Origin of the sequence: Aeromonas sp. 96A (assembly GCF_051919165.1) — a bacterium.
GTDB lineage: Bacteria > Pseudomonadota > Gammaproteobacteria > Enterobacterales > Aeromonadaceae > Aeromonas > Aeromonas veronii.
In genome coordinates this window covers 4,664,661-4,685,788 of record NZ_JBQBFE010000001.1, presented here as the reverse complement: position 1 = coordinate 4,685,788, position 21,128 = coordinate 4,664,661, and the positions used below count along the sequence as shown (strand labels likewise).

Below are 21,128 nucleotides of genomic sequence, written 5' to 3'. Positions count from 1 at the left end.
AAAACAAATAGCTCAATAATATCAACATCATAAGATCTTAATGATAATGATTGCCATTTATTGTCAAGTGGTCAGGCCTCTGCAATAATGCCGCCCCTCAGGCTTAAATAAAAACAATTATCATTATGAACAAACTGCTTCAGGCATGGCCAGCACTCTTGTGTGCCTCCGCTGGCGCGGCCGATCTCCCCCCTGTGGAGAAGGCTCGCAGCGACGACACCATCATTGTCACCGGGCAACGGGTACAACAGAAACTCTCCGATGTTTCCGGCTCCATCACCGTCATCACCCAGGAAGAGCTGGACCGTCAGGTCGCCAGCGAGCTGACTCATGTGTTTCGCAAGATCCCCGGTGTCTCGGTCACCGGCTCTGCCGGGCGACCGCAAAACATCAGCGTGCGCGGCATCGGGGGCAACCGTATCCTGCTGATCAAGGATGGGGTGCGCGTCAGCGACGGCTTTGGCGCCGACAACATCAATGACAAGGTGGGTCGCTTCAACTTCGACCTTGATGACATCAAGCAGATTGAGGTGGCCAAGGGGGCCGGCTCCTCCCTGCATGGCTCCGATGCCATCGGCGGCACCGTGGTGATGAATACCAAGCAGCCGGAAGATTATCTGCAACAGCAAGATAGCTATCTGGCGGCCAAGACCCTCTACGGTGGCGACAGCAACAAGAAGAAGCTCAGCATGACCGGCGCGGTGCGGGCACTGGAGAGCGAACATCTGTTGCGCCTCTCCGGCTGGCGTGGCAACGAAACCGCCAACTTTGAGGAGAACCGCATTCCGGCGGATCTGGATGGCATGAGTGCCTCCACCAGCAGCCGCCTCCCCCTCAATGCCCATCACGCTCTGCGGCTGGAGCTGGACTACTACGAGGATCACGCCAAACGCCAGATGGGGCCCAAAGCGGTGCCCCAACCCGATGGCAGCTGGGACGTGGTCGGTTTTCAGGAAGATGGCGATCAGCGCACCCAGGGCGGCAAGTTCAGCTGGGAAGCCAGCGATCTGGGCATGGTCGATACCCTCAACTGGAGCCTGTTTGGCAACCAGTCACGCAACGAAGCCAACCAGCGCCAGCTGCTGCGCAACGATGCCCTGAGCGGTTATCCCAGATATCGCAGCCAGCGCACCCTCTCCACGTTCGAGGAGCTGCGCCTTGGCAACGAGCTGGAGTTGCAGAGCAAGCTGAGCACCGGCTCGCTGGATCACACCTTCAGCTACGGTGTGGAGCTGGAGCAGGCCAACCACGAGCGGCCGGTCAGCAATCTGACCCTGGAAGATGGCATCACCACCCAGGGACAGAAAGCCCCCTTCAGCAAGGCCGAAACCCGCCGCGATGGCATCTGGCTGAGCGATGTGATCGATCTGGGCAACTGGCAGTTTACCCCGACCCTGCGCTTTGACCGCCAGCGCCTGCGCGCACCGGACAGCAATCTGGCCGAGAACCACAGCGACCATATCTCCCCCAGTGTGGCGGCCAGTTACCGCTTCAACGAGACATGGCGCAGCTGGCTCAGCTATGCCAACGGCTTCCGCGCCCCCGCTTATGATCAGGTTTACGGCAACATTCCCCACTACTTTGCCATGCCGCCATTCGAGATCATTGCCAACCCCAACCTCAAGGAGGAGACCAGCCACAGCTTGGAGTGGGGAGTGAATGGCCAAAGCGACAACTGGAGCGTCAAACCGGCCGTTTTCTACAACCGCTACTACAACTTCATCGACTGGCGCCAGACCGGTTTTCGCCTCGATGACGGTGTCTTCCTGCGCCAATATCGCAACGTCGCCAAAGCAGAAACCTGGGGCGCCGAGCTGGCCGCCAGCCTCTGGCTGAGCGACGAGTGGGAGCTTTCGACCAATCTGGCCTGGATGGATGGCAAGGATCACCGCGGTGAGCCGCTGCGCACCCAGACACCGCTGGAAGGCAACACCACCCTGCGCTGGCAACAGCTCGACTGGGGGGTTGAGCTCAGTGGCAACTATGCCGCCGCAATGACCAAGGTGCCCCAGTGCGCCAATGCGCAGACTGGCTACAACGGTGCCTGCCAGAGCAGCGCAGGCTGGTTCAGTCTGGACCTCACCGGCGACTGGCAGATCACCGAGGCGCTCAAGGTCAATGCCACCATCGGCAACCTGCTCGATACCCGCTACGTCCGCTATCAGGATGTGGCCGGACTTCCGGCTGGCAGCGATACCTCCCTCTACAGCCAGAGCGGCCGCTACCTGTCAGCCAGCCTCAGCTACCGTTTCGTGGGGATGTGATGAAGCATCATGCAATCATGGCGGCCCTGTTGGCCGCCCCGTTGGCGTGGGCGCAAGAGGCCCTGCCACCGCCGATCCCGTCCCAATCGCACCTGATTTCAGGCAATCCCGTACGCCAGGATCCCTACTTCTGGTTGCGGGACGAGAGCCGTAGCAACCCGGCCATTCTCGCCCTGCTCAAGCAGCAAAATCGCTGGAGCGAGCAGCAGCTCGCCGCGCAGCAGCCGCTGGAAGCAACCTTGCGCGCCGAGTTTGCCCGTCATCCGGCGGGTGAACCCGTACCGGACAACTGGCTTGTCCGCGGCGATCAGGCATGGCAGCTGCGCCCGGATGGCTCACTCTGGCAACGCCACGGGGGCAAGGTGCAGCAGCTGCTTCCCGCCAGAGCGGGTGAGGGCTATTACGAAGCGGGCGGCTGGGCCCTGAGCCCGGATAACCTCACACTGGCCATCGCCGAAGACAGGCGCGGCGATCTCGACTATCAAGTTACCCTGCTCGATCTCCAAAGCGGCAAGGCGCTAGCCAGTTTGGCGCAGCGCAGCGCTGATCTCGCCTGGTCACAAGATGGTCGCACCCTCTACAGCATCGCCAACGAGCGTTACACCCTGCGCCCCTGGCAGTTGCGCGGCTGGCAGGATGGCCAGGAGCAGACTCTCTATGAGGAGCAGGATCCCGCCTGGCTGCTCAGCCTCTATCGCACCACGGATGGCCAGCATCTGGTGTTGCAGGGCAACAACCACGACAGCTCGGAGCAGTACCTGCTCGACTCGGGCAAGCCGCAGCAGGTCAAACCCCGCCAGCGCGGGGTGGAATACTATCTGGACAGTCAATCCGGCTGGGTGATCAAGAGCAACCGAGAGGGGGCGTTTGCCCTCTACTCAGCCAGCACGCCGCTCGGTGAGTGGCAGCGCCTGTGGCCCGCCAAAGGGGAGGATCTCGGCGATCCCGACAAGTGGCGACTGTTTGATCGCCATCTGGTGGTGCAGTTTCGCCAGCAGGGGGAGGATTGGCTCGCCCTGCTCGATCGCAACGGCCATGAACGCCAGCGCCTGCCGCTGGCCAGTGGCGCCGGTACCGGCTGGCTGCAAGGAGAACATGACCCGGCCAGCGACCGTATTCTGGTGCGCAGTCAGGGCTTGAGCCAGCCCCCCGGCCAGCGCTGGCTGGATTTAAACAGCGGCCACTGGATCAACGACCAGCACACCGCAGGCAATAAAGCATTGCCCTATCAGAGCGAGCGGCGCTGGATCACCTCTGCCGATGGCACCCGGGTGCCTGTCTCGCTAGTGTGGCGCAAGGAGCTGGCCCCTCGCGCCGTACTGCTCTACGGCTATGGCGCCTATGGCACGCCGATGCGCCCCTACTACCAGAAAGAGCTGTTAAGCCTGCTGGATCGGGGCTTTGTCTACGCCATCGCCCATGTGCGCGGCGGCGGCATGCTGGGGGAGCAGTGGACCCGCGACGGACGGGGCATCCACAAGCAGAACGGCATCAGCGACTTTATCGCTGCCGGCAACACCCTGCGCCACTGGTCACCCGACTCTGCTCCCCTGCCCCTGTTTGCCATGGGGGGCAGCGCGGGGGGCACGCTGGTTGCTGCGGCCCTCAACCAGCAACCGACACTCTTTAGCGGCGCCGTGTTGCAGGTTCCCTTCGTCGATATGCTCGGCACCATGAGCGATCCTGCCCTCCCCTTGACCCGTCAGGAGTACCAGGAGTGGGGCAACCCGGCCAAGCCCGCAGAGTATCAGGCGATGCGCCGCATCAGCCCCTACGACAACCTGCACCGCGCCCCCTACCCGCCCCTGCTGGTCACTACCGCCCTGCACGACAGCCAGGTGCCCTACTGGGAGCCGGTCAAGTGGCTGGCCCGCCTGCGGGAGCACAGCACGGGCTCCGGCCCCTACCTGCTGCTGACCGAACTGGAGGGAGGCCACCGCGCCGGTGGTGGCGATCGGGCTCGTGAATTTGCCTTCTTGTTGCATCTGGCGGGGATCAATCAATGACCCTGCCGCTGATTGGGAGTACCACTATGAAACCCCTGTTGCCCGCCCTCTTGCTGGGGCTGGCTGGCTTTGCCACCGAGGCCGCCGAACTGCGTTTTGTCGAACAGGACGCCCCGGCCGATCCCCGCCTCTGGCTCGAACAGCAGCTCGGCATCACCCTGAGTGATGCCCCGGCCTATCAGCGCCAAGGCAAGCTGGGCCACTATCTGCATTATCGCCAGCAGCTCAATGGCGCACCGATCGCCGGCCTGATGGCCGCCGTCAGTCTCGATGAGCAGGGTCGCCCGTGGCGCCTTTATCACAATACCCGGCTGATGCAGGCACAGGCGGCTCCATGTGATGAAGCAAGCCGCGCCGGGGTGGATGCCTATACCGCCACGCTGGATGGTACGGTGTGGAAATTCGCTGGCAGTGACGAAGCCCAGCCCTGGTACTGGCAGGATGGCGACACACTGACTGCGGCCTGGCGCCTGCTGGCGGTGGAAAGCCAGCCGGGCAACAGCAAGAGCAGCCACTGGCAACTGTTTGTCACCTGCGATGGCAGCGCCCTGCTGGGGCGCACGCTGCAAGAGGCCAACACCCGTGCCGAAGCGGTCCCGCTGGCAAGGGAAGCGGCTACGGTGCAGGCCCGCATCTTTGCCCTCGACCCACGCACCCAGTTGCAAGATGGCAACCTGCTGTGGCGCCACGATCTGGTGTTGGACAACCGGGCCTATCGCACCGTACCGCTCACGGTACAAAAGGTGGATGACACCTACCAGCTAAATGGCCCACGCGCTCGGGTCGTGGATGGCACGGCGCCGGAAACTGCCCCCTTTAGCAGCCCTGATGCCGATGGCTTCCAGCTGGATCACCAGCAGCCCGCCTTCCTCGATATCAATGGCTACTACCATCTGGATCTGGCCCAGCGCCATGTGGAATCCCTGGGCTACCCGACGCTGATGGGCGGCCCCCTGGCCATCGATACCGATGCCGGGGAGCAGGACAACTCTCTCTATGACCCCTTCCTGCGCCGGTTGGAAATTGGCCGGATAGGGGTGCCCGATGCGGAAGATCCCATGGTGATCTGGCACGAGTTTGGCCATGCGGTGCAGCACCATATCCTGCCCGACATGGGAGAAGAGGGGGACTGGGGCGCCATCGGCGAGGGCTTTAGCGACTATCTGGCCGCCAGCTGGCGCCAGCGCAGTCCCGAAGCCCGCCAGTTCGAGCCTTTCATGGTCTTCAACTGGGATGCCAGGATCAGCGGCCGGACGCCCCGTCAGCTCGACGATCTGCGGGCGCGCTATCATCCGGGCTTCCTCTATCCGGCTCACCTCACCATCAACGGCAGCAACGGCGACCAGCTGTGGGGCACTCCGCTCTTCACCGCGCTGCGCCAGGCCGTTGAACAGTATGGCGAGGTAGCCCGTGACGAGTTCGATACCCTGCTGATTGAATCCCACTTCGGCCTCGGCCCGCAGGTGCGGATGCCCCAGCTGGCGCGGGTCACCGTGGATACCGCCAACCGCCTCTATCCGGATCGCAGTTATGGCAAGCTGCTGGAGCAGGCCTTCCGCCACCACGCCCTGCTGCCCACCCCCATCGCGGCCCGCCTTGCCGATGACAGCTACCTGCTACCCGGGGAGAAAAAGAGCCTCGCCATCGAATTGAACAACCAGAGCGGCCGTCCCCTGACAGTGGCTGACGCCAGCCTGCTCCCGAGCAAGGGGCTCATGGGTGACGATCACTGGCAGGGAGAGCTCAACGCCGATGGCTCCGCCCGCTGGACCCTGCCGCTGGAAGCGGCGAGCAACCTGACCTGTGGCGAGGCAGTCACCTTGCCGCTGCAGTTCCAGCTCACCCTGCCCAGCCCCACCGAGCGCCAGACCCGCCTTGACCTGCAACTGCCGATCGGTGAACCGCTCTGGCAGCGGGCCATCGGCCAGGGTGGCCAGATCAAGGATGCGGTGAGCGATGAACGGCACGGCCTGTCCCGCTTCACTCTCACCCTGCCCGAGAGCACGGCCCGCATCGACAGCGGATTCGTGGTTGCCCTCGATCTGGAGCACAGCAAGCTGGAGCAGCTGGAGATCTGGCTCACCTCCCCTTACGGTACCCGGATCAGCCTGTGGAACAAGGGTTACGCCAGCCATACCCGGCTCAAGGGGGAGTTCCCCCGTGAACTGGTACCGTTCGAATCGCTGGATAAGCTGCACGGCGAACCGCTCGCTGGCCGCTGGCTGCTGGAGATCAACGACACCAGCGCCGGTGACACCGGTCAGTTGCGCAACTGGCGGGTAGCCCAGCAAGTCGGCGCCCGCTGCGACAAGGATGAAGCCCTGCCCAACACTGGCATCATTCCCCTTGAGCAGGATGAAGGGGGTGGCGGCACGACTTCCCCCCTGCTGCTGTTGCTGGCCCTCTGGCCCCGCCTCTGGCGCCGGAGCCCCCCGCGCCGTTGAATCCTGCACCACGGGGGTTACCGCCCCCGTGAACCTGTGACCGAATCAAGGAATGTGAAGTGAAATCATCCGTACTGGTTATTGCAACCCTCTCAGCCCTGCTCAGCGCCTGTGGCGGCGGGGAAGATAACGCACCACTGGCGATCCCGGACTACCGGGTCGATGTCGCTCTGCCGACCACCGGTACCCTGTGCGCCGATCTGGCTCAGAACTGGCAATGTGATCCTGCCGACCCTGCCGTCAGCGGCGAAGGAGCGGTAGCCCTGGTCAGCCGTTCGGCCAACATCGTCAACTCGCCCCTGCTGTTCGTACCGAGGAGCGGAGGGCTGCTGCTGGCACATCCGGCCGCCAAAGGGGATCCACAACGGCTGCAACCAACCCTGCTCAGCACCCTATGGCAGAGCCGCATTGCCGAAGGGGTGGCCGCCGATCGCGCACTGACGCAGCTGCTGGCCGATCTCGCCCTGCTGCAACCGGGCAGCGACCGCGCGGCCCTCGCAGGTCTCGGCCAGTTTGATCAGGCGCTACAGCAGGTGGCGATCAGCTTGCAGCAACAGGCCCGCACACGCCTTGCCACAGCCAAGGAGACCCAGTTGCTCACCACCAGCTATCGCGCCATCAGCCTGATGCTGGAGCAATTGGCTCAGGAGTGGCAGCGCAACGGCCAGTTTGCTGAAGAGACCCAAAGCGAGCTGCTGACCCTGCTGGTGCAGCAGCAGCCACGCAACCTGCTGACCGTCACCGGCGTCACCACCTTCAGCGATGGCAACGACCCGCTGCTGGAACAGGAACCCGATGACTATCCGGGACAAGATGCCAGCTGGAATCGCACTCGTCCCCAGCTTGCCTATCGCAAACTCGATGATCTCGGTCAGGTTCTCCCCGACAACGCGCCGAGCTGGCAGTGCGTCAAGGATCTCAATACCGGTTTGGTGTGGGAGGTCAAATCGGACGATCCCTTGAGCCCGGCCTGGAAAAGCAGACCCTTTGCCTATGAGGATGAGCAGTTCAAGGCGACCGCAGGCGAGCAGCAAGCGGCCTACCAGCATATTCATAAGAGGATCGAACAGCTCACCGCCGAAGGAGATCTGGCGGCCCTCGCCCGGGCACAGGCGCTGACCACCATGCTGACCACCCGCGCGTATCAGCAGTGGCTCAATGGCGAGCAGCGCTGCGGCATCAGCCAGTGGCGGCTGCCCAGCATGGGTGAGCTGATGTCACTGATGCACTACGGCAGCCTGGCCAAGGACCCGCTGGGTCAACGCATCATCGTGGATACCCGTTACTTCCCGGATATCGCCCCATCGGAAGATGACACCTACCATGGCTACTACTGGAGCGCCACCAGCAACACCGCCCAGCGCTTCTCCGGTGGCCCCATCAGCAAACGCACAGTCCTGCTCCTGGGAGAAGATGCGGGCACCACCTATCCCGCATTGGTGCAGCAAGATACCTATATCGAGCTGATGCAGGTACGACTGGTCGCCACTCCCCAATAATCCGAGGAATATCATGAGCCTTTATCGCTTTTCATTCGCCATGCTGGCACTGCTGGCCCCCCTGGCCCACGGTGCTGCCATTTGTGATGACACTATGGATCGCACCGCCCCCTCTGCCCGTTTTCTTGACCATGGCAACGGCACCGTCACGGATCAACACACCGGCCTCACCTGGATGCGCTGCAAACTGGGACAGACATGGAGTGGCAGCAGTTGCCTGGGGGAACCGACCGTTTACTACTGGCAGCAGGGGCTGCAAGTGGCGGAGCGGATCCGCAGTGACAGCAGTCATGCTCTCTATCACTTCGGCGGTATCAGCCAGTGGCGTCTGCCCGACATCAAGGAGCTGGCGACCCTGGTCGAGCATGCCTGCTACAAGCCCTCTCTCAATGAAGCCATTTTCCCGCGCGCCATGGCGGGGGGCGGTAAAGAGGTCAATGAGGGCTATGTCTATCTGATGAGCAGCACAGTAACCTCCGCCAATGGTCAGCGGGCGTATCTGGATATCACCTCGGGAGATATCGGTCTTCGCGCCATTGGCGCCTACCCGGATCAGGTCTTGCTGGTCGCCAATAAACCCTGACCGCCCCACGCTCGAAACCGGAACGCGATGACAGGAGAGGCTTGAAAGCCTCTCTTTTTATTGCTCTTGCCGCCCCCCTACCTCACCCGCCATCACGCTCTTCTCCCGCCTGTGCCCCCTGCCCGCGATATCGACCTGATCCGGCTTCGCCCGCGGCATTTACCCCTTTCAGGTGATGACGAGGAGCAGCTCTCTGCGCTTTCCAGGCCTTTCCCACCCGCCATAACCAGCAAAAAAGTGCGCTTCTTAACAAAATTTAATTACCGGTTAACCGATTAATAATTAACCCGTAAAAATGACATGTAAATCAGTGCGAAAGTGTCATAATGCGTAACATTATTGTTAAGTCACTTGATTAATTTGGTTAGGAAAAACCTCTATGTTTGCTGATATTTCTGCTCAACATTGGGCTTTTGCCATTTATGTCATCGGTGCCATCACCATCTGTCTGGTGATGATAGGCCTCGCCGCCCTGCTGGGAGGTCGTGCCTACGGCCGCACCAAGAACAAGCCATTTGAATCTGGTGTCGACTCGGTCGGCAGTGCCCGCCTGCGTTTTTCCGCCAAGTTCTATCTGGTCGCCATGTTCTTCGTCATCTTCGACGTCGAGGCGCTCTACCTGTTTGCCTGGTCTGTCTCCGTGCGGGAGAGCGGCTGGGTCGGCTTTATTGAAGCCACCATTTTCATCGGACTGCTGCTTATCGGCCTGATCTACCTCTGGCGCATCGGCGCACTGGACTGGTCACCGCGCAAACCGCAGTTGAACAACAAAAACAGTGATTGAACCACAGACCCTTTCCTTGAGGTTGCACCATGAAGTACACCCTGACCCGGATTGACCCGGATGCACCCGTTGAGCGCTACCCCCAGGAGCAGCGCCAGACCGTCGATGACCCACTGGCGCAAGAAGCGACGCGCGGCATCATGATGGGCCGTCTCGAGGAGGTGCTGCAAGACACAGTCAACTGGGGCCGCAAAACTCCCTCTGGCCTTACAATTTCGGCATCTCCTGCTGCTACGTGGAGATGTGTACCGCCTTCACCTCCCCCCACGATGTGGCCCGCTTCGGCGCTGAAGTTATCCGCGCTTCGCCCCGTCAGGCCGATTTCATGGTGATTGCAGGGACCCCCTTCATCAAGATGGCGCCAGTCATCCAGCGCCTGTATGAACAGCTGCTCGAACCCAAGTGGGTGATCTCCATGGGGGCCTGTGCCAACTCCGGCGGCATGTATGACATCTATTCAGTGGTGCAGGGGGTGGATAAGTTCCTGCCGGTCGACGTCTACATTCCGGGTTGCCCGCCCCGTCCCGAAGCCTTTTTGCAAGCCCTGATGCTGCTGCAGGACTCCATCGGCAAAGAGCGCCGCCCCCTCTCCTGGGTAGTGGGCGATCAGGGGATCTACCGTCCCCAGATACAGGCCGAAAAAGAGCGCAAGCGCGGCGAACGGATCAATGTGACCAACCTGCGCACGCCGGATGAGATCTGACCATGAAACTGACTCGTGATTTTCCCAGCAATTACGCCATGGCCCAGTGGCAGCCCAGCGACCACAAGGATGCCAAAGTCATTGGCGAACTGTTTGCCCACTTCGGGGCCGAGCACTTCACCGTACAGACCACGCGCACCGGCGTGCCGGTGGTCTGGCTCCCCCGCGAACTGCTGCAGGATGTGATGGGCTTTTTGCGCAAGGTGCCCTCCCCGTTCGTGATGCTCTTCGATCTGAGTGCGACTGACGAGCGGCTGCGCAGCCATCGCGACGGTCTGCCCCAGAGCGATTTCACCGTCTTCTATCACCTCATCTCCATCGACCGTAACGCCGATGTGATGTTGAAAGTGGCGCTGGCCGAGAGTGACCTGCATCTGCCCACCATCACCAACCACTTCCCAAATGCCAATTGGTACGAGCGGGAAGTGTGGGATCTGATGGGCATCACCTTCGATAGCCACCCCCATCTGACCCGCATCATGATGCCCAAGAGCTGGCAGGGTCACCCGCTGCGCAAGGATTACCCGGCGCGCGCTACCGAATTCGATCCCTTCATGCTCGATGCCGCCAAACAGGACATGGAGCAGGAGAACCTGCTGTTCAAACCGGAAGAGTGGGGGCTGGCCCGCGGCAACGAGAATGAGGACTACATGTTCCTCAACCTCGGCCCCAATCACCCCTCTGCCCACGGTGCCTTCCGGTTGGTGTTGCAGCTCGATGGCGAGGAGATCCGCAACTGCGTGCCCGATATCGGCTATCACCATCGTGGTGCCGAGAAGATGGGCGAGCGCCAATCCTGGCACAGTTACATCCCCTATACCGACCGGGTCGAGTATCTGGGCGGGGTGATGAACAACCTCCCCTATGTGCTGGCGGTCGAGAAGCTGGCCGGCATCAAGGTGCCGCAGCGAGTCGACATGATCCGGGTGATGATGGCGGAGCTGTTCCGCATCCAGAGCCACCTCTTGTTCCTCGGTACCTATATCCAGGACGTGGGGGCCATGACCCCGGTCTTCTTCACCTTCACCGACCGGCAGAAGATCTACACCATCATCGAAGCGATCACCGGTGCCCGCATGCATCCGGCCTGGTTCCGTATCGGCGGTGTGGCCCACGACCTGCCGAAGGGATGGCAACGGCTGGTGCAGGACAACCTGCTGAGCTGGTTGCCCAAGCGCTTGATGGATTACGAAAAAGCGGCGATGCGCAACAGCATTCTGCGCGGTCGCACCATAGGCGTCTCTGCCTACACCACCGAGCAGGCGTTGTCCTGGGGCACCACGGGGGCCGGATTGCGCGCCACCGGCCTCAACTTCGACGTGCGCAAGTGGCGCCCCTACTCCGGTTACGATCAGTTCGACTTTGAAGTGCCGGTCGGCAGCAATGGCGATGCCTACGACAGAGCCACCGTGCGGATCGAGGAGATCCGCCAGAGCATGTCGATCATCGAGCAGTGCATGAAGAACATGCCGGAGGGCCCCTTCAAGGCGGATCACCCCCTCACCACCCCGCCGCCCAAAGAGCGCACCCTGCAGCACATCGAGACCCTGATCAACCACTTCCTGCAAGTGTCTTGGGGCCCGGTGATGCCCGCTGCCGAGTCGTTCCAGATGATTGAGGCGACCAAGGGCGTCAACAGTTACTACCTGACCAGTGACGGCTCCACCATGAGCTACCGGACCCGGATCCGCACCCCGAGCTTTGCTCACCTGCAGCAGATCCCCTCGGTGATCAAGGGCAGCATGGTGTCGGACCTCATCGTCTATCTGGGCAGTATCGATTTTGTTATGTCGGATGTGGACCGTTAAGTGATCCGCCCTCCCGGCCATGGCCGGGAATTGGGATCGCCGGACGAGCAGTAAAAGGACAAGCCACCAAAGGTCAAGTCATGAGCCAGCAATGTCAGTGTCACAATAATCAGACCCCACAGGGGCAAAGGGCAGGCAGCAGCAAACAGGACGACTTCGTTCTGAGCCAGGCTGAACGCGATGCCATCGAACACGAGAAACACCACTACGAAGATCCCCGCGCCGCCAGCATCGAAGCGCTCAAGATCGTGCAGCAGGCCAGAGGCTGGGTACCCGACGGCGCCATTCACGCCATCGCGGCCGAGCTCGGCATTCCCGCCAGCGACGTGGAGGGGGTTGCCACCTTCTATAGCCAGATCTTCCGCCAGCCAGTAGGGCGCCACATCATCCGCGTCTGCGACAGCATGGTCTGCTACATCAATGGCCATGAAGATCTGCTGGCCGGTCTCAAGGAGGTGATGAACCTCGGCCCCGGTCAAACCACCCCGGATGGCCGCTTCACCCTGCTGCCGGTCTGCTGTCTTGGCAACTGCGACAAGGGGCCAGCCATCATGATCGATGACGACACCTATGGCGGCCTCGATCCGGTGACCTTGCTGAAAACGCTGGAGGCTTACCCATGAGCCTGCCGCAGAACAAGATCCTCGCCTCTCTTGGCACCGCCAACCGCACGGCCCGCACCGCCGAGACCCACCCGCTCACCTGGCGGCTGCGGGACGACGGCCAGCCGGTGTGGCTGGAGGAGTATCAGGCCAAACAGGGGTATGACGCCGCCCGCAAGGCGCTCGGCCAGATGAGCCCGGACGAGATCGTCAGCACCGTCAAGGATGCCGGCCTCAAGGGGCGTGGCGGCGCGGGCTTCCCCACTGGTGTGAAGTGGGGGCTGATGCCCAAAGACGAGAGCATGAACATCCGTTACCTGCTCTGCAACGCCGACGAGATGGAGCCCAATACCTGGAAAGACCGCCTGCTGATGGAGCAACTGCCCCATCTGCTGATCGAGGGGATGATCATCAGTGCCCGGGCGCTCAAGGCCTATCGCGGCTATATCTTCCTGCGCGGCGAGTATGTGGATGCCGCCATCCACCTGCGCCGTGCGGTGGAAGAGGCCAAGGCCGCCGGTCTGCTGGGCAAAAACATTCTGGGATCCGGTTTTGACTTCGAGCTGTTCGTCCACACCGGCGCCGGCCGCTACATCTGTGGTGAAGAGACGGCGTTGATCAATTCGCTGGAAGGGCGCCGTGCCAACCCGCGCGCCAAACCCCCCTTCCCCGCCGTCTCCGGCGTCTGGGGCAAACCCACCTGCGTCAACAACGTCGAAACCCTCTGTAACGTCCCCGCCATTATCGGCAACGGGGTGGCTTGGTATCACGGGCTGGCGCTGCCGGGCTCGGAAGATCACGGCACCAAGCTGATGGGCTTCTCCGGCAAGGTGAACAACCCCGGGGTCTGGGAGCTGCCCTTTGGCATCACCGCCCGCGAGCTGTTTGAAAATTACGCCGGCGGGATGAAGAGCGGCTATCGCCTGAAAGCCTGGCAACCGGGCGGCGCGGGCACCGGCTTCCTGCTGCCGGAGCACCTCGATGCCCAGATGTATACCGCCGGTATCGGCAAGGTAGGTACCCGGATGGGGACTGGCCTCGCCATGGCGGTGGATGACTCCATCAGCATGGTGAGTCTGCTGCGCAACATGGAGGAGTTCTTCGCCCGCGAGTCGTGCGGCTGGTGCACGCCCTGCCGCGACGGCCTGCCCTGGAGCGTTAAGCTGCTGCGGGCACTGGAGCGTGGCGAGGGGCAATCCGGCGATCTGGCGACTCTGGAACAACTCTGCGGTTTCCTTGGCCCGGGCAAGACCTTCTGCGCCCACGCACCGGGCGCCGTCGAGCCGCTCGCCAGCGCCATCAAATATTTCCGCTCCGAATTCGAGGCCGGGATCAAAGGCAGCGGTGATAACCGCAAGCCGGTCAAAGGGATCCAGCCCAATCTGCTGGGCGAGCGCTGGTAACGACACCACAGATTTCACAAAACAGGTTTCAGGGAAGTTGTATGGCAACCATTTATGTAGACGGCAAAGAGTACGAGGTAGACGGAGCAGATAACCTGCTGCAAGCCTGTCTGTCGCTGGGTCTGGACGTCCCCTATTTCTGCTGGCATCCGGCGCTGGGTAGCGTTGGCGCCTGCCGCCAGTGTGCGGTGAAACAGTATCAGAATGCCGATGACAAACGCGGTCGTCTGGTCATGTCCTGCATGACCCCGGCCACCGATGGCAGCTACATCGCCATCGAGGATGAAGAGGCTAAAGAATTTCGCAAGAGCGTGGTGGAGTGGCTGATGACCAACCACCCCCACGACTGCCCTGTGTGTGAAGAGGGCGGCGCCTGCCACCTGCAGGATATGACGGTGATGACCGGCCACAACAGCCGTCGCTACCGCTTCACTAAACGCACCCACCAGAATCAGGAGCTGGGCCCCTTCATCGGTCACGAGATGAACCGCTGCATCGCCTGCTACCGCTGCGTCCGTTACTACAAGGATTATGCCGGTGGCGAGGATCTCGGGGTCTACGGTGCCCACGACAACGTCTATTTCGGGCGGGTCGAGGATGGCACCCTGGAGAGCGAATTTTCCGGCAACCTGGTGGAGGTCTGCCCCACCGGCGTCTTCACCGACAAGACCCACTCCGAACGTTACAACCGCAAGTGGGACATGCAATTTGCCCCCAGCATCTGCCAGCAATGCTCCGTGGGCTGCAACATCAGTCCGGGCGAGCGTTATGGCGAGCTGCGCCGCATCGAAAACCGCTTCCACGGCAGCGTCAACCACTACTTCCTCTGTGACCGTGGCCGCTTTGGCTATGGCTATGTCAATCTGGCCGACCGCCCGCGCCAACCGCTGCTCAAAGATGGCAACGACCAGCTGACCATCACGGTCGATGGCGCCCTCAACCGAGCCGCCGATGCCCTGCGCACGGCCTGCGGCCTCATCGGCATCGGCTCGCCCCGCGCCTCGCTGGAGAGCAACTTTGCCCTGCGCGAGCTGGTGGGTGAAGCCAACTTCTACGCAGGCGTCGAGCAGGCAGAGTGGGCCTGTCAGCTGAAGATGCTGCAGATCCTGCAACAGGGCGGCGTGCCGACCCCGAGCCTGCGGGACATGGAAGAGGCCGACGCCATTCTGCTGCTCGGCGAAGATGTCACCATGAGCGCCGCCCGTATCGCGTTGGCGCTGCGCCAAGCCGTCAAGGGCAAGGCTCGCGAACTGGCCCGCAAGATGAAGGTCGATCTGTGGCAAGTCGCCGCCGTTCAGACCCTGGGTCAGAACGAGCGCTACCCGCTGCTCATCACCAGCCTCGACACCACCCGTCTGGACGATGTGGCGGCCGACAAGCTGCACGCCCCCTATGCCGATCAGGCGCGCATTGGCTTTGCCATCGCCAACCTGCTCGACCCGAGTGCACCGGCTGTGGCCGACCTCTGCCCCGAGCTGCAGGCACAAGCGACTCGCTGGGCCGAGCTGCTCGGCAACGCCAGGAAGCCGCTCATCATTGCAGGCTCCACTGCCCGCGATGTGGCGCTGCTTGAGGCGGCCAGCAACATTGCCCGCGCCCTGAAAGGCCGAGGACTGGAAGCCAACATCGCGCTGGTTGGCCAGGAGGCCAACTCGCTGGGGCTGGCCATGCTGGGCGCTCAAACCTTGTCAGACAAGCCGCTCGAAGCCGCCCTTGCGCGTATCGAGGCCGAAGAGGGGTTGGCGCTGGTCACCCTGGAGAACGATCTCTACCGCCGCGCGCCGCGCAACCGGGTGGATGCTGCGCTGGCACGGCTGCAGCACCTGCTGGTCATCGACCATCAGGCGACCCCGACCGCCAACAAGGCAGATCTGGTGCTGCCAGCGGCCAGTTTTGCCGAGGCCGATGGCACCCTGGTGAACATGGAAGGGCGCGCCCAGCGCTTCTTCCAGGTCTATGCGCCCGCCTTCTACAACGCAGATATTCAGGTACGTGAAGGGTGGCGCTGGCTGGCGGCGCTGCAAGGGGCGATCGAACGCAAGCCGCTGCACTGGCAGAACTTCGACCAGGTCAACCATGACTGCGCCACCAGCAATCCGCTGCTGGCTACCATGCTGGAAGCGGCGCCCAACGCAGGCTTGCGGATCCGTGGCATGCGACTGGCCCGTGAGCCGCATCGTTACAGCGGTCGCACCTCCATGCTGGCGGATCAGAACGTCAGCGAGCCGCGGGTAGCGCAAGATCCCGACTCCCCCTTCAACTTCTCCATGGAGGGGTATGCCGGAGCCCGTCAGCCGCTGCCGCAAGTACCGTTCGCCTGGGCGCCGGGCTGGAACTCTCCCTCCGCCTGGAACAAGTTCCAGGATGAAGTGGGTGGCAAACTGCGTGCCGGCGATCCGGGTCGCCGTCTGCTGGAAGCAACAGACCCGCAGGCAGAAGGCAAGGAGCTGCTCGGCTGGTTCACCACCATCCCCGCCCCCTTCAAGGCCGCAGAGGCGCTGCAAGTGGTCAATTATGCCCAGCTGTTTGGCGGCGAGGAGCTCTCCGCTCGCAGCCCGGTCATTCAGGCCCGGATGAACGAACCCGAGCTGGTGCTCAATCCCCTTGATGCGCAGCGTCTGGCCCTCCACGGGGGCAGTCAGGTCTCCTTCTCCTGGGGCGGTAGCCACTGGCAACTGCGTCTGCGGCTTAGCGAGCAGCTGAGCGCCGGTCTGGTGGGGCTCCCCCTTGGGGTGAACGGCCTGCCGACGGCCCTGCAACAAGCCTCAATCACTAACCTGCAGGAGGTGATCGCATGAGCGAGTCGCTGATCGATCTGTTGCTGGAGGTGGGCAAGGCACTGATCGTGCTGGTGGGGATCGTGGGGGCTGGTGCCTTCATGAGCTTCATCGAGCGCCGTCTGCTGGCCCTGTGGCAGGATCGCTACGGCCCCAACCGGGTGGGGCCGTTTGGTCTGCTCCAGCTGGCCGCCGACATGATCAAGATGTTCTTCAAGGAGGACTGGATCCCGCCGTTCGCTGATCGGCGGATCTTTATCTTGGCCCCCATCATCGCCTTCACTGCCTTTATTCTGGCGTTTGCGGTGGTGCCCATCACCCCCACCTGGGGCGTGGCGGATCTCAATGTGGGGCTGCTCTACATCCTGGCCATCGCGGGGCTGGCGGTCTACGCGGTGCTGTTCGCCGGCTGGTCGAGCAACAACAAATACTCATTGCTCGGCAGCTTGCGCGCCTCGGCCCAGACCCTCTCCTACGAGGTGTTTCTCGGGCTATCCCTGATGGGGATTGTGATCCAGACCGGCAGTTTCAACCTGCGGGATATCGTCGAGGCACAGGCAGACTTGTGGAACGTGGTGCCCCAGATCCTGGGCTTTGTCACCTTCCTGTTTGCCGGTGTCGCCGTCACCCACCGTCACCCGTTTGACCAGCCGGAAGCCGAGCAGGAGCTCGCCGACGGCTATCACATCGAGTATGCGGGGATGAAGTGGGGTCTCTTCTTCGTGGGCGAATATATCGGCATCGTGCTGATCTCCTCGCTCATTGTGACCCTCTTCTTCGGTGGCTGGCACGGCCCCTGGCTGCCTCCCTTCATCTGGTTTGCCCTGAAGACCGCCTGTTTCATGGTGTTCTTCATCCTGCTGCGGGCCTCCCTGCCTCGCCCGCGCTTTGACCAGGTGATGTCGTTTGGCTGGAAAGTCTGCTTGCCGCTGACCCTGATCAATATGCTGGTCACCGCGGCAGTTGTACTGATAAGTACGCAGTGAGGCACTCAATATGAAAATTGTTAGCATTATTCAGGGTGTCGGCACCCAGTTACGCAGTCTGGCCATGGTCTTCTCCCATGCCTGGCGGCCCCGTGAAACCCTCAACTATCCGGAGCAGGCAGTCTATGCGGCCCCCCGCTACCGCGGTCGCATCGTGCTGACCCGCGACCCCGACGGGGACGAGCGCTGCGTGGCCTGCAACCTCTGCGCAGTTGCCTGCCCGGTCGGCTGCATCTCGCTGCAAAAATCCGAGCGGGAAGATGGTCGCTGGTATCCGGAGTTCTTTCGCATCAACTTCTCTCGCTGCATCTTCTGCGGCCTGTGTGAAGAGGCCTGCCCCACCACCGCCATCCAGCTGACGCCGGATTTCGAAATGGGTGAGTATCGCCGCCAGGATCTGGTGTACGAGAAGGAAGATCTGCTGATCAGCGGGCCCGGCAAATACCCGGACTACAACTTCTATCGCATGAGCGGGATGGCCATCGACGGCAAGCCGAAAGGGGATGCCGAAAACGAAGCCAAGCCCATCGATGTCAAGAGCCTGCTGCCCTGAGGAGTCAATCATGGAACTGGCATTTTATGCCTCGGCCCTGGTGGCCATTTACAGCACGCTGCGGGTGATCAGCACCAGCAATCCCATGCATGCGCTGCTCAATCTCATCATCTCCCTCATCGCCGTGGCCATGATCTTCTTCTGCCTGGGTGCCGCCTTTGCGGGCGCCCTGCAGGTGATCGTCTACGCCGGCGCCATCATGGTGCTGTTCGTGTTCGTGGTGATGATGCTGAACCTGGGGAGTGCCCAGGCGCAGGAGAAAAAGTGGCTCACCCCCATGACCTGGGGAGGGCCTGCCCTGCTCTCGCTGATCCTGCTGGGCTTTCTGGCCCACGGCATTCTCGGAGTGACCGGGGGCCGATCGGGGTGACCGAGGTGACCGCCAAGCAGGTGGGTGTCGAGCTCTTTGGCCCCTATGTGCTGGCGGTGGAGCTTGCCTCCATCCTGCTGCTGGCGGGTCTGGTAACCGCCTATCACCTGGGGCGGGAAGAGAAGAGCGGTGAAGTGCTCTCCGTCCCGCGCTCTGCTTCCCGCTCTGCACAAGAAGGAGGTCAGCAATGAATGGAATCCCTATGGAGCACGGCCTCCTGCTGGCCGCGGTGCTCTTCTGCATCGGCTTGTGCGGTCTGCTGATCCGCCGCAACCTGCTCTACATCCTGATGAGTATCGAGATCATGATGAATGCCTCGGCACTGGCGTTTGTGGTGGCGGGTAGCCGCTGGGCCCAGGCCGATGGCCAGATCATGTATATCCTGGTGATTTCTCTGGCGGCAGCGGAGGCCAGTATCGGCCTTGCCCTGTTACTGCTGCTCTATCGTCGTTACCATACCCTGAACGTGGACACTGTGAGCGAGATGCGCGGATGAGCCTCTTATATCTGACTTTTCTATTTCCGCTGCTGGGATGGCTGGTGCTGGCCTTCTCCCTCGGCCGGTTTGGCGAGCGTACCTCTGCAATGATCGGGGTGGGCTCCATTGGCCTGTCGGCCCTCACTACCCTGTGGGTGGGCATCGACTTTCTGGGCAACCCGCCTGAGGGTGGCGTCTATATCCAGCGCCTGTGGCAATGGATGGCGGTGGGCAACTTTACCCCGAGCTTCTCGCTGGCACTGGATGGCCTGTCGCTGACCATGCTGGGGGTGGTGACCGGGGTGGGTTTCTTTATCCACCTGTTCGCCTCCTGGTATATGCGCGGGGAAGAGGGTTACTCCCGCTTCTTCACCTACACCAACCTCTTTATCGCCAGCATGCTGTTTCTGGTACTGGCCGATGACCTGCTGTTTGTCTACCTCGGCTGGGAAGGGGTAGGGCTGTGCAGCTATCTGCTGATCGGCTTCTACTACAAGGATCGCAAGAACGGAGCGGCGGCCCTCAAGGCATTTGTCGTGACCCGGGTGGGTGATGTCTTCCTCGCCATCGGCCTGTTTATCCTCTATCGGGAGCTGGGCACCCTCAATATCCACGAGCTGCTGGTTCGTGCTCCCACCCTGTTTGCCGAGGGCTCCCCTGCCCTGTCACTGGCCTGCCTGATGCTCTTGGGTGGTGCGGTCGGCAAATCGGCCCAGTTGCCTCTGCAAACCTGGCTGGCGGATGCGATGGCAGGCCCGACCCCGGTCTCTGCGCTGATCCACGCCGCCACCATGGTGACCGCCGGTGTCTACCTGATTGCCCGTACCCACGGCCTGTTCCTGCTGGCGCCAGAGATCCTCCATCTGGTCGGGCTGGTTGGCGCCATCACCCTGGTGCTGGCAGGCTTTGCCGCGCTGGTTCAGACCGATATCAAGCGGATCCTCGCCTACTCCACCATGAGCCAGATTGGCTACATGTTTCTGGCACTGGGTGTCGGCGCATGGGAAGGGGCCATCTTCCACCTGATGACCCACGCCTTCTTCAAGGCGCTGCTGTTCCTCTCCGCCGGTGCCGTTATCGTTGCCTGCCACCATGAGCAGAACATCTTCAAGATGGGCGGGCTGCGCAAGAGTCTGCCGCTGGTCTATGCCTGCTTCCTGGTGGGGGGCTCGGCGCTGGCCGCGCTGCCGCTGGTCACCTCCGGTTTCTACAGTAAGGACGCCATCCTGTGGCAAGTAGAGGCCTCTGGCCAAAGCGCGCTACTGTGGGCCGGTCTGGCGGGGGCATTCCTCACCTCGCTCTATACCTTCCGGCTGATCTTCATCGCCTTCCATGGCAAAGAGCAGACCAAAGCCCATGCGGGCCACGGTCTGGCTCACCATCTGCCGCTGCTGGTATTGCTGGTGCTCTCCACCGGCATCGGCGCGCTGATCACCCCGCCACTGGCAGGTGTACTACCCGCAGGCCCGGGGGACCATATCGAAGAGGGTCGCCATGCACTGGAGGTAGCCTCCGGCATCATCGCCATTGCCGGCATTGCGCTGGCCGCGTTTCTGTTCCTTGGTGAGCGCCGTCTGGCCACCTCCATTGCCAACAGCGCGCCGGGCCGCCTGCTCAGCACCCTCTGGTTCAACGCTTGGGGCTTTGACTGGCTCTATGACCAGCTGTGGGTCAAACCCTATCTGCTGGCGACCCGTCTGGTCGGGCAGGATCCGCTGGACTGGATGATGGGCCTGCCCGCCTGGCTTGCCCTGCGTGGCAACCAGCTGCTGGCCTGGACCGTGACCGGCAAGTTGCGCTGGTATGCCGCCTCCATGGGGATCGGCGCCGTGCTAGTGCTGGCGCTGTTGCTGCTGGGGTAACGCGAT

The 21,128-nt window shown here is 62.2% G+C and carries 14 protein-coding genes and 2 pseudogenes; all 16 read left to right on the top strand.

Annotation, left to right across the window (positions count from 1 at the left end):
* The first annotated feature begins 125 nt into the window (after positions 1-125).
* The 16 genes and pseudogenes from ACTG2W_RS21685 (at position 126) to nuoL (ending at position 21,122) form a co-directional block, all read left to right on the top strand.
* Positions 126-2,264, top strand: coding sequence for a TonB-dependent hemoglobin/transferrin/lactoferrin family receptor (locus tag ACTG2W_RS21685; RefSeq protein WP_106844514.1), 2,139 nt, complete (start codon positions 126-128; stop codon positions 2,262-2,264).
* A complete protein-coding gene (locus tag ACTG2W_RS21680) occupies positions 2,264-4,270 on the top strand; it encodes a prolyl oligopeptidase family serine peptidase (RefSeq protein ID WP_106844515.1) in 2,007 nt (668 codons plus the stop codon). Before ACTG2W_RS21685 ends, ACTG2W_RS21680 begins: the two co-directional genes overlap by 1 nt.
* Complete coding sequence (locus ACTG2W_RS21675) at positions 4,267-6,714, top strand: proprotein convertase P-domain-containing protein (protein WP_106844516.1); 2,448 nt, start codon at positions 4,267-4,269, stop codon at positions 6,712-6,714. Before ACTG2W_RS21680 ends, ACTG2W_RS21675 begins: the two co-directional genes overlap by 4 nt.
* Before the next feature lie 59 nt (positions 6,715-6,773).
* Positions 6,774-8,213, top strand: a complete 1,440-nt coding sequence (locus tag ACTG2W_RS21670) for a DUF1566 domain-containing protein (protein WP_106844517.1) — start codon at positions 6,774-6,776, stop codon at positions 8,211-8,213.
* Between the two features lie 13 nt (positions 8,214-8,226).
* Positions 8,227-8,796, top strand: a complete 570-nt coding sequence (locus ACTG2W_RS21665; RefSeq protein ID WP_021231425.1) for a DUF1566 domain-containing protein — start codon at positions 8,227-8,229, stop codon at positions 8,794-8,796.
* A gap of 379 nt (positions 8,797-9,175) precedes the next feature.
* On the top strand, positions 9,176-9,580 hold the full coding sequence (locus ACTG2W_RS21660) for an NADH-quinone oxidoreductase subunit A (RefSeq protein WP_005344919.1): 405 nt from the start codon (positions 9,176-9,178) through the stop codon (positions 9,578-9,580).
* A 29-nt stretch (positions 9,581-9,609) separates the two neighbouring features.
* Positions 9,610-10,283, top strand: a pseudogene (locus ACTG2W_RS21655) (NuoB/complex I 20 kDa subunit family protein).
* A gap of 2 nt (positions 10,284-10,285) precedes the next feature.
* Positions 10,286-12,091, top strand: a complete 1,806-nt coding sequence (gene nuoC, locus ACTG2W_RS21650) for an NADH-quinone oxidoreductase subunit C/D (protein ID WP_106844519.1) — start codon at positions 10,286-10,288, stop codon at positions 12,089-12,091.
* 80 nt (positions 12,092-12,171) lie between these two features.
* Positions 12,172-12,714 carry an NADH-quinone oxidoreductase subunit NuoE gene (nuoE, locus tag ACTG2W_RS21645; protein WP_106844520.1) on the top strand — a complete coding sequence of 181 codons (543 nt, stop codon included), beginning with the start codon at positions 12,172-12,174 and terminating at the stop codon, positions 12,712-12,714.
* Positions 12,711-14,096 (top strand): NADH-quinone oxidoreductase subunit NuoF, encoded by a 1,386-nt coding sequence (nuoF, locus tag ACTG2W_RS21640; RefSeq protein WP_043823885.1) that lies wholly within the window; start codon positions 12,711-12,713, stop codon positions 14,094-14,096. Before nuoE ends, nuoF begins: the two co-directional genes overlap by 4 nt.
* A 41-nt stretch (positions 14,097-14,137) precedes the next feature.
* A complete protein-coding gene (nuoG, locus tag ACTG2W_RS21635; RefSeq protein ID WP_106844521.1) occupies positions 14,138-16,894 on the top strand; it encodes an NADH-quinone oxidoreductase subunit NuoG in 2,757 nt (918 codons plus the stop codon).
* The gene (nuoH, locus tag ACTG2W_RS21630) at positions 16,891-17,859 is read left to right on the top strand and encodes an NADH-quinone oxidoreductase subunit NuoH (RefSeq protein ID WP_005337244.1); all 969 of its coding nucleotides are present in this window, start codon (positions 16,891-16,893) and stop codon (positions 17,857-17,859) included. Before nuoG ends, nuoH begins: the two co-directional genes overlap by 4 nt.
* 10 nt (positions 17,860-17,869) lie before the next feature.
* Positions 17,870-18,412 (top strand): NADH-quinone oxidoreductase subunit NuoI, encoded by a 543-nt coding sequence (gene nuoI / locus ACTG2W_RS21625; protein ID WP_005337245.1) that lies wholly within the window; start codon positions 17,870-17,872, stop codon positions 18,410-18,412.
* Between the two features lie 10 nt (positions 18,413-18,422).
* Positions 18,423-18,973, top strand: a pseudogene (gene nuoJ, locus ACTG2W_RS21620) (NADH-quinone oxidoreductase subunit J).
* Positions 18,970-19,278 carry an NADH-quinone oxidoreductase subunit NuoK gene (gene nuoK / locus ACTG2W_RS21615; protein WP_005337247.1) on the top strand — a complete coding sequence of 103 codons (309 nt, stop codon included), beginning with the start codon at positions 18,970-18,972 and terminating at the stop codon, positions 19,276-19,278. Before nuoJ ends, nuoK begins: the two are co-directional and overlap by 4 nt.
* Entirely contained in the window at positions 19,275-21,122 is a 1,848-nt protein-coding gene (nuoL, locus tag ACTG2W_RS21610) for an NADH-quinone oxidoreductase subunit L (protein ID WP_106844522.1), read from the top strand. Before nuoK ends, nuoL begins: the two co-directional genes overlap by 4 nt.
* Positions 21,123-21,128: the final 6 nt, after the last annotated feature.

What these genes read in the sequence shown, in the direction of transcription:
- nuoE (WP_106844520.1), top strand. Translation starts at nt 12,172, where the DNA reads ATGAGCCAGCAATGTCAGTGTCACAATAATCAGACCCCACAGGGGCAA.
- nuoF (WP_043823885.1), top strand. Translation starts at nt 12,711, where the DNA reads ATGAGCCTGCCGCAGAACAAGATCCTCGCCTCTCTTGGCACCGCCAAC.
- ACTG2W_RS21675 (WP_106844516.1), top strand. Translation starts at nt 4,267, where the DNA reads ATGACCCTGCCGCTGATTGGGAGTACCACTATGAAACCCCTGTTGCCC.
- nuoH (WP_005337244.1), top strand. Translation starts at nt 16,891, where the DNA reads ATGAGCGAGTCGCTGATCGATCTGTTGCTGGAGGTGGGCAAGGCACTG.
- ACTG2W_RS21680 (WP_106844515.1), top strand. Translation starts at nt 2,264, where the DNA reads ATGAAGCATCATGCAATCATGGCGGCCCTGTTGGCCGCCCCGTTGGCG.
- ACTG2W_RS21685 (WP_106844514.1), top strand. Translation starts at nt 126, where the DNA reads ATGAACAAACTGCTTCAGGCATGGCCAGCACTCTTGTGTGCCTCCGCT.
- ACTG2W_RS21665 (WP_021231425.1), top strand. Translation starts at nt 8,227, where the DNA reads ATGAGCCTTTATCGCTTTTCATTCGCCATGCTGGCACTGCTGGCCCCC.
- nuoK (WP_005337247.1), top strand. Translation starts at nt 18,970, where the DNA reads ATGAATGGAATCCCTATGGAGCACGGCCTCCTGCTGGCCGCGGTGCTC.
- ACTG2W_RS21660 (WP_005344919.1), top strand. Translation starts at nt 9,176, where the DNA reads ATGTTTGCTGATATTTCTGCTCAACATTGGGCTTTTGCCATTTATGTC.
- nuoL (WP_106844522.1), top strand. Translation starts at nt 19,275, where the DNA reads ATGAGCCTCTTATATCTGACTTTTCTATTTCCGCTGCTGGGATGGCTG.
- nuoC (WP_106844519.1), top strand. Translation starts at nt 10,286, where the DNA reads ATGAAACTGACTCGTGATTTTCCCAGCAATTACGCCATGGCCCAGTGG.
- nuoG (WP_106844521.1), top strand. Translation starts at nt 14,138, where the DNA reads ATGGCAACCATTTATGTAGACGGCAAAGAGTACGAGGTAGACGGAGCA.
- nuoI (WP_005337245.1), top strand. Translation starts at nt 17,870, where the DNA reads ATGAAAATTGTTAGCATTATTCAGGGTGTCGGCACCCAGTTACGCAGT.